The organism is Acidaminobacter sp. (genome assembly GCF_030247605.1).
Lineage (GTDB): Bacteria > Bacillota > Clostridia > Peptostreptococcales > Acidaminobacteraceae > Acidaminobacter.
Genome location: NZ_JAOTSB010000005.1, coordinates 118,916 through 132,720 on the forward strand (window position 1 = coordinate 118,916; position 13,805 = coordinate 132,720).

A 13,805-nucleotide genomic window follows, 5' to 3' on the forward strand; every position below is an offset into this window, starting at 1 on the left:
TTCCACTCAATCCACCCTCCTATTTAACAAATTGGCAATATTTCGACTCTGTTGCAAAAGGCGCGAACGCGCGGCCGCCACCGGTGTAAAATTTTCCAAAAAATTCAAGGTACTGCAGTCGCACAGCATGGACATAGGCGCCCAGAATATTGATGAGCAGATTGAACGTGTGCCCGCCTAAAAAAATCAGAACTGCAAACACAAAGGTCAAAGGACCAAAACCAATCAGTCGAACCATCAGGTTGAAGGCTGAACCGATCAAACCTGTCGCAAGGCCAAGCGCTAACAGACGGGAATAGGACAAGACGTCGCCAAGGTATCCCGTGATCCCGTACAAGCCAAAAAGTCCACTGGCCAGTCTGGGCACTATTCCTTTTTTGTCCCTGCCCTGAGTCAGCACCAGACCAACTGCGCCAAGGATTGCAATAATTTTGCCGATAGTCTCAATTCCCAGCAACATCATTATAATCCCGGAAAGTGTCACAACCCAAAGACCAGAGTCGTAAACCGCATCCATAATTTTGCCGTTTCGGATCAAGTTCCAAGCTTTTATGCCCAAACCCACATAAATGTGGATCACACCCATCCCAATGGCGACATACAAGACAGACATTGGATTCGATGATGGATCCAGCCAAACCGGTGTGATTTGAGCGGAGAACAAATCGCCAAAATAACTGCCGTAGAGAACGCCAAAAAACGCAGTCGACAATCCCAGCCATAAAAACAGCTTCGCAAATTTGCGCTGCTTAAGGTCGAGATTCAATGCTTTCAGCGCCCATAAAGAGAGGCTGCTCATCACAATTCCATATGCCGCGTCCGAGAGCATCATCCCGAAAAACACGAGCATAAACGGTGCGTACACCGGTGTAGGGTCAGTTTCGAAGTAGGACGGCAGGCTGTACATGGCTGTTACCGGCTCGAACGCTTCAGCGAAGGCGTTGTTCTTTAATAGAACCGGGACGTGATCCTCCTCATTGGGATCCCGACTCGTCAAGGCCGCTGCGCCGCCACAAGTGTCCATGACAATCTTTTCAAAATCAGAAAAAAGCGGTACTGGCACCCAGCCTTCCAGCAAGAATGCCGACCGCGTCGAACCCAGCAGCGCCGTGGCATCGCACTTCTTAATTTCTGAAGTGATCATGTCAGATGCCGCTCTGAGCTCTTCCAGCGCGCCTGCATGTTGTTCGATCTGTGCGGCCAGATTGCCTCGAAGTTGATCCAGTTGAATCAGGGCCTCGCGGATCTCCGGTATTTTTTGCGTCGGCGCAGTTTCGAATTCAAGCTGGACTCTGCTGTACCTGAGGGTATGCAGGAATGTCTGAAGCGCCACTTCGTCTTTGGTGTGCGTCAGGAGCAGCACGAGAATGCCATCCTTTTCAATACCCAGCTTTTCGAAATGGGCCTCAGGCAATGTCTGTGCCATAAAAGACTCAAGCATTCCCAACTGATCCTTATGCAGGATGCCAAGCTCTGCCGCTGCGTAATGGAATGAACTCAGCATTTCCCCAGAAAATTCAATCCCTTTTACGGGCTGCAGCGCCGAAACTTCAGCTTCAAGAGCTGTCTTTTGGGATTGAAGCTTTCTGTCCTCATCATCCCATTTCTTGATTGTGTTATAGAGGGGGATCCACCATTTATCCTGACAGCGATCATAATAGTGGGATTGCTTTAGAATAGGCCGCCCTTCCTTAAGCATGCGCAGTTTTCCTTTTGCGGCTTCATAAGGCTCCAAATGCTGCATGCAAAACCTGAGTTGTCGAAGGGATTCCTCATAACCGTGTTTCAGCGAGGACGGATCAAGATTTTGAAGAGATTCAAGCACTTGAGGTTCAAGCTTTGTCACTTCGATGCCCGAAAACTGCTGAAGCGCTGACATCAAGGCTTGAAGCTCAGACTGAAGTGCTGCGACGGTCACCTTTTTCATTGGAACTATAGCCATCTATCTCACGATCCTTTCAGCTGCCCACTCTGCAGCTGCTTCAACGCGATCCTGAAGTGACCTTCGAATCTCCTCCGACTGGTGACGCGCGGCTTCAAGAACAGGACCAGACAGGTGCTCTGCCTCCTCTTCAGCTTTTAGACATGCGTCAGTCCGAAGCTTGACATGCTGGACCGAAACGTCTTTGACCATAGCTTCTGCTTTCAGCTTTGCGGCTTTCAGTATGGCTTCCGCTTCGGTCCTCGCTTCGGAAAGCCGACCATCAGCCAGGGCTTCTGCAGCTTTAACACGCTCCAATACATCTTGGATCATCTGGTATTCACCTCCGGTGAATCAACTCGGAAAGTCGGTGTGAAACTGGGTGTCAGACACCCAGTTTTCAATTTCAAGCTTTCAAACTTCTATGGCTTCAACTTTCTATAAACGTCTCCCATCCCCAGCTTTTCAAAGGTTTCTTTGGTAGGCACGGCTTTTTCGCGATCGTAGCCGCAGGCCTCGTAATAACGGTCCAGTGCGGTCTCCATATCCACTACGCGCCCAGCAGGAGGGCCGGACTGCGCCGGTTCATGCATGAAGCGTTTTGGAAGTCGGTCATCCGTACGCCTGAATCCGCGTTTGAAATTGAGGGCACGTTCCAGGGCTATGACGCGCTCTGCTTTTCTCAGGAGCTCCAGCTTGTCGGTTTCAATGCCCGTCACTGCTGAATAGAGGGCCGCCAGGGTCGTCGGATGCATCTCCGTGTTGATAACGTTGAAATCGCAAATGCCAATCAAATTTGTCACCACGAAGTATTCTTTGACTGCTTTGAGCCAGACTTTGGATTCATTGTCGTCGAATGGATTCTTTGGCTCGTTGATGTCCAGGTCTGGGAAAAGATAGCCAAAACCGTCTATAGTGGCGGCATATGGCCTCATGTGACACGCGCCGCGTTCGGAGGTTCCAAAGGCAATGCTCATGGATGAGGAGCCCCTTGGATCTGTAGCTGAAATTTCCATGCCCTTGACCGTCATGGCAAATTTTTCAGCCTCTTGGCCGATGCGCTTGGCGGCGTGCCAGGAACCATCTGCAAACAAATCTCCGCTGACGCCTTCCCTGAGACCCATGCGCCTCACAAGCTCGGCCATAGCTTCGCCATTTCCAAACTTAAGATCCAGGCCATCCGTCTCCTTAAGCCCAATCAGTCCCTCTTCAAAGAGCTCCATGGCGGCTGAAACCGTTGCCCCCGCCGAGATGGTGTCAATACCATAAAGGGTCGCATAATAATTCGCCATGGCAATGGACGGGTAATCGCTGACGCCGCAGCGCGGTCCAAAAGCGGCGATAGTCTCATACTCGAGCTCGCCCACTTCGACGTCGCCCATAGTCACATACTTGTGGCACCCCAGCTGGCAGGCGTAGCACGCTCTCCGCCGTACAGTGAACCGCCCGGTGTCATTCCACAGATTATGCGGCATCAGCGGCTCCATGTCTTCGAAAACGTTGGAGCGGAAATTCCGGGTCGGCATCAGACCATACTCGTTGACGCCGCCCAGCCACGCAGGTGTGCCATAGCCATGGACCGGTCCCCAGGTATAGACTTCTGAGCGCAGCTCCTGAATCGCCGTTTTGTTGAATTCCAGAAAAGCGTCCTTGTCCGCGACCTCCACGGAGCCAGTTCCCCGCACTGCGACCGCTTTCAGGCGCTTGTGACCCATGACCGCGCCGGCACCGCCGCGGCCGGCGAAGCAGTCGTCGCTGAAAATGCAGGCCAGCTTAGACAGCATTTCCCCTGCCTGACCTATGCAGCTGATCTTGAACGACTCGCCCAGGGCTTCCTTGAGCTTTTCGGTCGTCTGTCTCGTATCAAGTCCCCAGAGGTGGTCCGCCGGGCGGAGCTCCACTGTGTCATTGTCTATGACTAAATAGACCGGCGTATTGGACTGACCGGTGAACACAATGCTGTCATAGCCCGCGAACTTGAGTTCCGCCCCAAAATGGCTGCCCATGTTCGCCGCGCCTATAGTATGAGTCAGCGGTGACATAAAGACAACAGAAGTTCTTGAGGCCGATGGTGTCGGTGTCCCAGTAAGCGGCCCGGTATTAAAGCTGAGTATATTCTCCGGGCTGAAGGCATCTGCCCCATGAGGCATTTCATCCCACAGCAGCGCGATTCCGTAACCTTCCCCACCCAGATATTGCTTTATGTAGTCTTGATTTAAAGATTCTTTGGTTATGTTTTTTGACGCCAGATCCACGCGCAGAACACAATCTTTGTAGCCTTTCACGCTCTCCACCTCCTACCAGCTCAGTGCCTGACGCGGACAAATTGAAACGCACTCGGGAATACCACCGCAAAGATCGCATTTAAACGCCCGAACCTCACCCGTAACATGCGTCATTTGGATGGCCTGGATTGGGCAGGCTTCAACACACGCCCCGCAGCCGGTGCAGGTGTCCAGGATCACAACGGCACCAGTAAAGCCGTCTCTCTGTATGGCTTCAACCGGGCAAACAGACGCGCATGGCATATCGATACACTGCTGACAGACGGTTTGGGCAAACTTGCCAGGTTCTTTGCTTTCCTTGATCTTGACGCCAGTCGATTTGGGATTGACGGCGCCGAAGTGCTTCAGCGAGCACACAGCTTCACAGGCACGGCATCCCTGACATGCCCTCGCGTTAGTCAATACTTTCACGACACCTGGAATCACGTTGTCACGACCTCCTTCAAGGGTCTTGAGTTGTGGATAAAGTCTCATTTTGGTTAAATTTAAGACACAAAACTGATAACTGTGGCCGATGGTCAATAGACTGCCAACTCATCTTTACCGCTTTATGTCTAGCCGCCACCACCAAGCGGCAAGACCAGCACCTCATCCCCCTCCTTCAGCAAGGTGCGTCTATCCCTGAGTCTTCCAGCGATACTGACAGCGATCCAGCTTTGGCTGACCGGCAAGTCAAGCATCGACAAAAGATCCTGTACCGTAGTCAAAGGCCCAGTTTCAATGGTCTTTTCTCTGTAACCAAGACTTGCAGCTATATAGCCGGAGAACTTGACATGAATGAACATTCAATACCCCCTCCGTTTTATGAGTCTCAAGCCTAAAATATTTCCGCAAAAAAAACAGCAAAGTCCACCCCCCGATTCAGCGCATTTATAAACGCCAACGAGAATGGACTCCTTTGCTGTATGCAGGCGGACGAATTACTTCGACCACCCATTGGTCTGTGAAACCTTCTGCACCCTATAAATGCTAAAACTGATACATGGTCTTTGCAATAGGTTATTAGGTTTTAGTGTTTATAGTGCACACTGACAAGGCCCCGCAAACTCGGAGCTCGCAAACTCAGTTCAACCCAATGATACCCTAATTATCTCACAAATAACGATCTCTCGTGCATCTTGAAAAGGATGTTTGACGCCAAACCATACAACCCCAATCGAAGGTTGAAGACGCACCTGTTTATTCAGCGCTAACCTGATACATGATTTCATTTCGTCTCATAAACGCCGGCGTAAATGGCGGATTATATCTCGCTATAGTCAATTCAGAGAGGATCTTCCACCCGTGAAGGCGGATCCAGTCCTCAAGCTGCCTCTGATGCGACTTGAATCTCTCTTCACTCCAGCTTCCTGAAAACCTGATCACCGCGAAAGTACCTCCAACCCGCTCTTTGACGCTCACATTTGGATCCTTGGGCTTTGGCAGTGTTTCCAGTGTGTACTGTGACGGCATTACAAAAGCCGTGGTGAAATAGTCATCTCCCTGGCGGTTGATGACGGGGGAAGTCATAGAAATTTTCTGCTCTGTCTGATTTTGGCCACTAATGTAATTGAATATTTCCTGAAAACCGGAATTCAAATCACCGCTTCGACCTCTGACAACTTCCGCTACGATCAGTGATGGATATCTTCTTAGCTCCAAGGCGCCTTCTGAAAGAATCACTTTATAATCCGGCTGCTCGATCCATGACATCTGAAATCACACTCCCCAATACTCAACTACAGAAGGTAAGGTGCGTTTACAAGAACTGTTAATTACTCAGACTCTGACAGCTTCAGCCAGGCGGACATCACTTTTGCCGCCACCGGGGCTGCTGCCCGACCTCCGCCTTCACCGCGGTATTCCAGCAGAACCGCCACGGCAATTTGTGGATCCTCTGCAGGCGCGAAGCCAATAAACCATGCATGGTCCTTGCTGTCACTCTCTGTACTTTTTTCGTTTTGAGCAGTGCCGGTTTTGCCGGCCACTTGAACACCGGAAATCTGAGCCCTTGTTCCGGTGCCTTCCTCGACGACGCTGACCATCATAGCTTTAAGTTCGGCGGCCGTCTCAGCGCTGACCATATCATAGAGGCTCTTCGCATCTGTCGTTCTTAAAAGGCTGCCTTCCTCTTTTTCTACTGATTTGACCAAATAAGGCTGCATAATCGTGCCATTGTTCGCAATACCGGCGGCCACCATGGCCATTTGCAGCGGTGATACCAACAGCTTGCCCTGGCCTATGCCGGTCGCGGCCAGCTCAGTTTTGCCCATGCTTTTATCGCCAATCCGGCTGTCTGTCCGCGGCAAATCAAACTCAAAAGACTTGGTGATCCCTGCGTCTTTTGCCTTATCTATTAAGGCTGAAGCGCCAATCTTCTGAGACAATTCAGCAAAATAGACATTGCTTGAAACAGTCAGGGCCTTATGAAGATCAACGTCACCATGGGCCTTTTCACCGGCGTTGGAGAACGTCATCCCGTCAATGACTGTAGTCCCCAGATCCTCGGTCGTATAATCCCCCTTGCCGGCTTCAATCGCCGCCGCGGCTGTAATGACCTTAAAGATGGAGCCGGGCGGATAAAGTCCCATAGTTGCTCTAGGCAGCAGCGGACTGTTTTCGTTTTCAATTAACGTCTTCCAATTTTCTTCAAGTTTTGAGGCATTGGGATTGAAATCCGGGGTGGAGACCATAGCCAAAATCTCTCCCGTTTTGGGATCCAGCGCCACAACCGCGCCATGACGGTCTCCAAGCTGTTCTCTTGCAACAACTTGAAGTGCATGACTGATGGTCAGGCGCAAGTCATAACCTTTTGGGGTTTCTTCCGACAGCATCTTCTGGATTTGCTGAAAGAATTCAAGATTTGACTTCCCAATAAGTTCGCTATTATACTTTGCTTCCAGCAATGTTTTCCCATACACTGCAGAGTTATAGCCAATGATATGTGCATAAAGCCTTTTTTCCGGATAATTCCTGATCTTTGAATTTTCTGAAGGCAGGGTTTCCGCAAGGACTTCACCCTTTCGGTCTACAATTCTGCCCCGCAGAACCTCCTCTTCCTCTGCGATCAGACGTTTATTAAAAGCGTTTCCCATGATGTCATTTTTGCCTCTGAGCTCAAACCAAGTCAAAGAGGTGATTAAAAGACCAAAGAGCACACCCGCCAAAACCAGACTGTGCAGGATTCGGCTATTGATTGTATCCAGTTTCAAGTTGAGCCGCCTCCTTGCGCAGTATTTGGCCGGACAACGCCTGCAGAAGTCCCAAGGTCGCAAAGCTCGAGACCATGGATGAACCTCCATAACTCAAGAATGGCAAAGTAATGCCCGTCAGCGGGATCAGCTTTATGACGCCGCCTATGATGATAAACGTCTGATAGCCTATTGTCATGGTCAGTCCAAAGGCGACCGCCTTCATGTATCTGTCTTCAATCCTGAGGGCAAGCTTCATGCCTCTGTACAAGAGGATAAAAAACAGCATGATGACGGCGATCCCGCCCAATATGCCCAGCTCTTCGCAGATGGCCGCGAAGATAAAATCTGTTCTGACTGCAGGAATGAATTTGGGATACCCCATTCCCAAACCGCTTCCGAAAAAGCCGCCTGATCCAATGGCAAAAAGTGACTGTGTAATCTGATAGCCTGTTCCGCCTATATCGATCCACGGGTCAAGCCAGGTATCAACGCGAACTTCAATATGGCTGACCGTTTTAAAAGCGACAAATCCAAGCACTGAAACAAGCCCCAAATTATAGACCGTGAAGAGAATGTCGCGTTCAAAGACATATATAAAGGTCAGGTAAACGCCAAAAATCAGCATGGCAGTCCCAAACTCCCGTTGAATCGCAAAGAAGCCCATGAGGACGTAGACTAGACCCATCATGACAAATTTGGGATCAATCTCACGGCCGGACCATTTGACTCTGAGGCGCTCAGGGGTTGTCACACACGCAGCCATGAAAAAGACAAACACGATTTTACCGAGCTCGGAGGGTTGAAATGTATGACCGCCAAGCTTCAGCCAGTTTCTCGCTCCATTGATCTCTGTGCCAAAGATCAGGGTAATCGCGAACAAAGCTATCAGCAGACCGTAGTGGAAGAAGACAGACCTGAAGCGTCCATGGAGCGTTGCATACAGGACGTAAACCATAAGATAGACTAACACACCAATAAGAATCCAGTTGAACTGTTTGACGCCATTGACCGGTGAGAGTCGATACTGCATGGCTTGACCAAGGCTTATCAGCATGGCCACAATGGTCCAAAGATAAGGATCCCCAAGACGGTTGAAACGGATTACCCAACCGACAAAATATATAAGCAGCAGCAGCGAGGCCCCCATAATCAAGGGGATAAAATCTATGGGGCTTCCCATCAGTGTAAGCTGACCGAAAAGAACCAATATGGTCAGCGCGACCAGGTGAAGAGGTCCCCAGAAGTGAGTATACAGCGATGTTCCGGTTTTCGCCTTCATCCCCATCACCTTCCGCCTTCAGAAAAGACGAGATCTATCCTGCCCAGTGAGACCTTGTCACCGTCTTTAAGTTCGATGCGTCTTTCCAGTTTTTTGCCGTTGAGCAACGTTCCATTGGCGGATTCGAGATCCTCAACAAAAAATTTGTCCCCGACTTTGTCTATGCGTACATGCTCTGACGACACGTAAGGGTCCGGCAAAATAATCAGACATTTTTTGGATCGACCGATCAGGGACTCCGGTCTCAAAATAGGATAAATCTCAGCTATGGATTGAGCGCCTTTTGTGCCCATGGGCGTCATAAGCTTCAGATGGGGCAGCAGAGCCGCAACCGAGTCTCTGCCCATCAGCATGCGGATGTCCGTGTAAATTAATTGAACAATTTTATAGATAAAGACGTATATGATCACAACCAGGACATATTTTGCAGCCATTGAGATTAATTCGACCATATCAACACCTCACTTTCCTAAATTTCTCATAAGTCGTGTTGGCCTATGGCGAGCAGACTTATCCTGACTTCATTATATCCTATTCCTTGAAAACAGAAGTGAAGAATTTACAACAGAATTTCTACATTCTCGAAATTCTTCTTAATGAGTTCATGTGTATTTTGGTATGACACAAAATATTATTTCTCTATTAAATAATCTAGTTCATATTGTTTAAATTAAATGTGGTATTTGAGGCTAATTTGCATATTTTTTATCACTAGTGTATAATGTATTTAATTGCATTAAAAGGAGTGTGAAATTTATGTTAGAAGAAATCAGAAAACTACCCCAAAAAGTGGTCGAAAACCTGGATGGTGACATAGGCAATCTCAAAGTATATTTAGTGCAGGATTATGACCTTCAATTTCTGAAGCGTATGGTGACCTTTGGTCTTGGCATATTTGGAGATTTGGGGATGGACGAGTGGGGATTGGTGCCTCAGGTCCGTCACGGCAACGTTTTCGTTCTTAAAGAGGAAGACAAAAAGCGTCTGATTGGAATTGCGATCCTCATGAGAGATTGGGAGAATACAGATATGTGTTACCTCTTCGATTATGCTATTGCCGAAGATTTTCAGGGTCAGGGTCTTGGCTATCATTTCCTGGTATCAATATGCAAAAACCTTTACGAACAGGATTTCAAATCTATGAGTTTAACTGTTGACGTCGAAAATCAGCCTGCCATCAAGCTCTACAAAGACAAGATGGGCTTTGAAATAGCAGAGCACCGCAAAGACGAATACGGGAAAGGCCACGACCGCTACATCATGAAGCTGGACCTGAGTAAGTTTAAGAAGATTTAGTACCATGTAAAAAACCTCTCCGCATCACCTTGTCCCCAAGGTGATGCGGAGAGGTTTTCTCCATTTGAAGTGTCAGTTAACCTTGAAATATTCCAAAGACACAGCTAAAGCCTGCGTCCATCCCACTTCTTAAGCGCCACTCTCACGGAACGTGCCATCTCTTTACTGAACTGCGCCCCCGTCTTTCTGGCGTAAAACATCTGGGCAAAGTTCTCAGCGCCATAACGGTTTTTCTCGACAAACTCCTTTGCTTTGTCCTCGAACATCCTTTCAAGTTCCTCAGGCGTCAGTTTCCTGTACCGCTCCTCGAAAACAAGGAATTCGCGCTTGAACCGTTTTTGCTGAACCCTCACCGTGTGTGGCTCATAATACCCCAGACAAAGCATGCAGACCGGAAAAACCCAGTCCTCGAGACCTAGCAGTTCTTTATGATACTCATAATTCTCCATGATATCCCCAATATAACACGACCCAATTCCAAGAGATTCTGCAGCTATCACAGCATTTTGAGCCGCAATTAATGCATCCTCACAGGCCAGTATTAAATCAGACTCCTGAGGCGCTTCAAAGGACAGCCCCGTGTGCTTGGCAAACACCTTTACATCTTGCGCCGAGAAGTAGTCAAACCATTTTTGCTGATCCGCAGCAAAAATCAATATCACCGGTGCTTTGGCTATAAAGGGCTGAAAATCACAGCTTTCACTTAAAGTTTCCTTGGTTTTGGGATCTCTGATCATTATGATCGAATAGAGGCACTGATTTCCTGCCGTTGGCGCGGCAATGGCAGCCTCCAGAATCAAATCCAGGTGTTCATCTGAAATTGGACGATCTGCGTACTTTCTCAGGGAAACGCGGTTGTGAATAATATCAAGCACCGTATTCAAGAGCGCCACTCCTCTCTGATTAACCCCTCTTACAGGGGGATTGACTAGCTGTTATGATTGTATTCTGGGGGTTAATCCTATCTGCTGTCATACTGGAATTTCGAAATCCGGTTGGTATTTGGCTATCGCTTTTCAGGCTGGTCCTATTTATTGCTGCACTTAGCCTGCTCCTTCAGAATTTTTACGCCAACCGTACCTGGTGTACAACACTTTGCCCTATGGGGACACTCTACACAAAAACAATTCAACATTCATCCAATACCTAATTTGACCGTACTCAAACACATTTTGTGAGCTTCGACTAACCTGCCCAATCCTAATTCCAATGCTCACTTGTTGGAATACTTCAAGATCTCGTTCTCGATCAAATACCAGCGCTGAACCAAATTCTCGAGTCTGAAATAATGCAGCACATAGGCGCCTGTCAGAACAGACAAGATGAGTACCAAGATCCAAACTGATGCCTTCTCCGGCAGATAGAGCGCTGCTCCAAAAGAAAACAAAAGCGCTGTGACCGTCATCATGAGAACCAATAGATGCACCAGCCGCTCGTGCTGAAGCCATTTGAGCCGCTCAACAAATAGGGTGTAGACCTCAGCTGCAGGCTTGCCCGCTGCCAGCTCAGCCCTGAACTCATTCTCCCAGAGCCCGGCCTGCTTCAGCACGTCAATCCCAAATTTACGGCTTTTAAGCTTTGATTCTTTCTCATTATCAAGTCTAGACAAAGCCCTCACCCTTTCGCGGCACTCTCAAGTCAAAGCAGGCCTGTTCTCCATTCAATTCTATACCGAACTGCAGAGATTTCAAACATGGAAGATGGGGTCTGCGACCAACGCCTATCAACCTCTTCTTTCACCTCGACACCCTCTTCTACCCAAAAGGAGCAAAGCACCCACAGCGGGATGCCTTGCTCCTTTCATTATTCCAGTCTTTATCTCTTTCAAACCCTACTTCATGATCTTAATCATCTGATTCGTAAATTCCACCGGATCTTCAATTGGCAGGCCTTCGATCAGCCGCGCCTGGTTATACAAGAGACCGGTATAGAGTTCGAACTTCTCCTGATCTTCCTCAAAGGCCTTCTTCAGGGTCTCAAAGACCTCATGATGGGTGTTGATTTCAAGGACCTTGTCCGCCTTGATGCCTTCCTGGTTTGGCATGGCGCTCAGGATCTTCTCCATTTCAATGCTGAGTTCGCCATCACTGGCAAGGCAGACCGGATGATGCTTCAAGCGCTTGGATGCCCTAACCTTTGTAACTTTGTCGCCCAGCTGAGATTTCATGCTGTCGAACAGGGCGGAGAAGGTGGTGGTTTCGGAACCATCGGCAGACTGCTCTTCTTCGGTCTCTATGCCCAGATCGCCGCCGGAAACGTTCCTGAATTCCTTGTCACTGTAAGACATCAGAACGCGGATCGCGAATTCGTCGACGTCATCCGTGAAGTAGAGGATCTCATAGCCCTTGTCGGCGACGAGCTCGGTCTGCGGCATGCGGTCGATGCGCTCTGGCGCGTCACCCGTCGCGTAATAGATATACTTCTGGGAATCCGCCATGCGGCCCACGTATTCGGCAAGTGTCACCATTTTGCGCTCAGTGCTGGAATAGAAGAGGATCAGATCCTGGAGGTCTTCTTTGTTGATGCCAAAATCATTGTAGAGGCCAAACTTCAGCTGGCGGCCAAAAGCCTTGAAGAAGGTCTCGTACTTCTCGCGGTCATCCTTCAGCATGGACAGGAGCTCATTCTTGATCTTGTTCTTGATGTTCTTGGCAATCAGCTTGAGCTGGCGGTCGTGCTGGAGCATCTCTCTGGAAATGTTGAGGGAGAGGTCCTCGGAATCCACCATACCTTTGACGAAGCTGAAGTGATCCGGTAGGAGATCGTTGCATTTATGCATGATCATCACGCCGCTGGAGTAAAGCTCCAGGCCCTTTTCGAACTCGCGGGTGTAATAGTCAAACGGAATGCTCTCCGGAATGTAGAGAATGGCATTGAAGCTGACCTGGCCGGAGGCATTCATATGGATGTATTTCAGAGGCTTGTCAAAGCCGTAGTGCTTCTCTGAATAGAAGCTCTCGTAGTCCTCCGGCGTGAGCTCGTTTTTATTCTTTCTCCAAATTGGGACCATGCTGTTGACCGTCTGGAACTCTTTGTAGCTTTCATAGTCGCTCTCTGTGCCCTCTTTCAGCCGGCTGCGGGTGATCTCGAGCTTGATTGGATAGCGGATAAAGTCTGAGTATTTTTTGATCAGTGCACGCAGGCGGTATTCCTCGAGGTAATCGTCGTAGTGTTCATCCTCGGTATTGGCTTTGATCGTCAGGATGATCTCAGTCCCTGTAGTATCCTTTTCCGCGGCTTCAATGGTATACCCGTCCGCGCCTTTGGATTCCCACTTCCATGCCTCATGGCTGCCATAAGCGCGGCTGATTACTGTGACGTCATCCGCTACCATAAAGGCAGAGTAAAAACCAACGCCAAATTGGCCAATAATGTCATAGCCATCCTTGAGTTCATTCTCTTTTTTGAAGGCGAGTGAGCCGCTCTTGGCTATAACGCCAAGGTTTTCCTCCATCTCGTCTTTAGTCATGCCTATGCCTGTATCTTTAATTCTAAGAATGCGGTTTTCCTTGTCCGCGACAATTTCAATGTAATAATCTTCTTTGTAGAAGCTGATGGCTTCGTCCGTCAGCGCCTTGTAATACATTTTGTCAATGGCGTCGCTGGCATTGGAAATCAACTCTCGAATAAAGATCTCCCGGTGGGTGTAGATGGAATTGATCATCAGGTCTAAAAGTCGCTTCGATTCTGCTTTAAACTGCTTTTTTGCCACGGTTGAACGCTCCTTCTTCTCAATTGAATTTAACTTCTATTTCCTTCACTTGTCTTCTGCACTTGTCTTCGCAATTGTCTTCGCAATTGTCTTCTGCACTTGTCTTCGGACACGTCTTCGCACACGTCTTCGTACATGT

At 48.8% G+C, this 13,805-nt stretch carries 13 protein-coding genes; 1 reads left to right on the plus strand and 12 read right to left on the minus strand.

All coding sequences use genetic code 11. The annotated features are described in order from the left end of the window. Positions 1-19: 19 nt before the first annotated feature. The 9 genes from OEL90_RS04145 to OEL90_RS04185 form a co-directional block, all read right to left on the minus strand. Complete coding sequence (locus OEL90_RS04145; RefSeq protein WP_300687226.1) at positions 20-1,942, minus strand: V-type ATP synthase subunit I; 1,923 nt, start codon at positions 1,940-1,942, stop codon at positions 20-22. Next, positions 1,943-2,254, minus strand: coding sequence for a hypothetical protein (locus tag OEL90_RS04150; RefSeq protein ID WP_300687228.1), 312 nt, complete (start codon positions 2,252-2,254; stop codon positions 1,943-1,945). 89 nt (positions 2,255-2,343) lie between these two features. Further along, complete coding sequence (locus OEL90_RS04155) at positions 2,344-4,206, minus strand: aldehyde ferredoxin oxidoreductase family protein (protein WP_300687230.1); 1,863 nt, start codon at positions 4,204-4,206, stop codon at positions 2,344-2,346. Between the two features lie 12 nt (positions 4,207-4,218). Next, the gene (locus tag OEL90_RS04160; protein WP_300687232.1) at positions 4,219-4,632 is read right to left on the minus strand and encodes a 4Fe-4S dicluster domain-containing protein; all 414 of its coding nucleotides are present in this window, start codon (positions 4,630-4,632) and stop codon (positions 4,219-4,221) included. Positions 4,633-4,760: 128 nt separating this feature from the next. Then, positions 4,761-4,991 (minus strand): MoaD/ThiS family protein, encoded by a 231-nt coding sequence (locus tag OEL90_RS04165; RefSeq protein ID WP_291403113.1) that lies wholly within the window; start codon positions 4,989-4,991, stop codon positions 4,761-4,763. A gap of 394 nt (positions 4,992-5,385) precedes the next feature. Next, on the minus strand, positions 5,386-5,898 hold the full coding sequence (locus tag OEL90_RS04170) for an SOUL family heme-binding protein (protein ID WP_291403111.1): 513 nt from the start codon (positions 5,896-5,898) through the stop codon (positions 5,386-5,388). Between the two features lie 62 nt (positions 5,899-5,960). Further along, positions 5,961-7,397, minus strand: coding sequence for a peptidoglycan D,D-transpeptidase FtsI family protein (locus tag OEL90_RS04175; RefSeq protein ID WP_291403110.1), 1,437 nt, complete (start codon positions 7,395-7,397; stop codon positions 5,961-5,963). After that, positions 7,375-8,664 (minus strand): FtsW/RodA/SpoVE family cell cycle protein, encoded by a 1,290-nt coding sequence (locus tag OEL90_RS04180; protein ID WP_300687234.1) that lies wholly within the window; start codon positions 8,662-8,664, stop codon positions 7,375-7,377. Before OEL90_RS04180 ends, OEL90_RS04175 begins: the two co-directional genes overlap by 23 nt. Next, positions 8,664-9,110: an FHA domain-containing protein gene (locus OEL90_RS04185; RefSeq protein WP_291403106.1), complete on the minus strand. Its 447-nt coding sequence runs from the start codon at positions 9,108-9,110 to the stop codon at positions 8,664-8,666. Before OEL90_RS04185 ends, OEL90_RS04180 begins: the two co-directional genes overlap by 1 nt. A gap of 304 nt (positions 9,111-9,414) precedes the next feature. Between OEL90_RS04185 and OEL90_RS04190 the strand changes: the two genes are divergently transcribed. Further along, positions 9,415-9,954: a GNAT family N-acetyltransferase gene (locus OEL90_RS04190; protein WP_291403104.1), complete on the plus strand. Its 540-nt coding sequence runs from the start codon at positions 9,415-9,417 to the stop codon at positions 9,952-9,954. A gap of 104 nt (positions 9,955-10,058) precedes the next feature. Here OEL90_RS04190 and OEL90_RS04195 read toward each other — a convergent pair whose 3' ends face one another. The 3 genes from OEL90_RS04195 to htpG all read right to left on the minus strand — a co-directional run bounded on the left by OEL90_RS04195 (position 10,059) and on the right by htpG (position 13,666). Beyond that, positions 10,059-10,829, minus strand: a complete 771-nt coding sequence (locus OEL90_RS04195; RefSeq protein WP_308207476.1) for a nitroreductase family protein — start codon at positions 10,827-10,829, stop codon at positions 10,059-10,061. Between the two features lie 338 nt (positions 10,830-11,167). Then, entirely contained in the window at positions 11,168-11,563 is a 396-nt protein-coding gene (locus OEL90_RS04200; RefSeq protein WP_300687238.1) for a hypothetical protein, read from the minus strand. Between the two features lie 222 nt (positions 11,564-11,785). After that, the gene (htpG, locus tag OEL90_RS04205) at positions 11,786-13,666 is read right to left on the minus strand and encodes a molecular chaperone HtpG (protein ID WP_300687240.1); all 1,881 of its coding nucleotides are present in this window, start codon (positions 13,664-13,666) and stop codon (positions 11,786-11,788) included. Positions 13,667-13,805 lie beyond the last annotated feature (139 nt).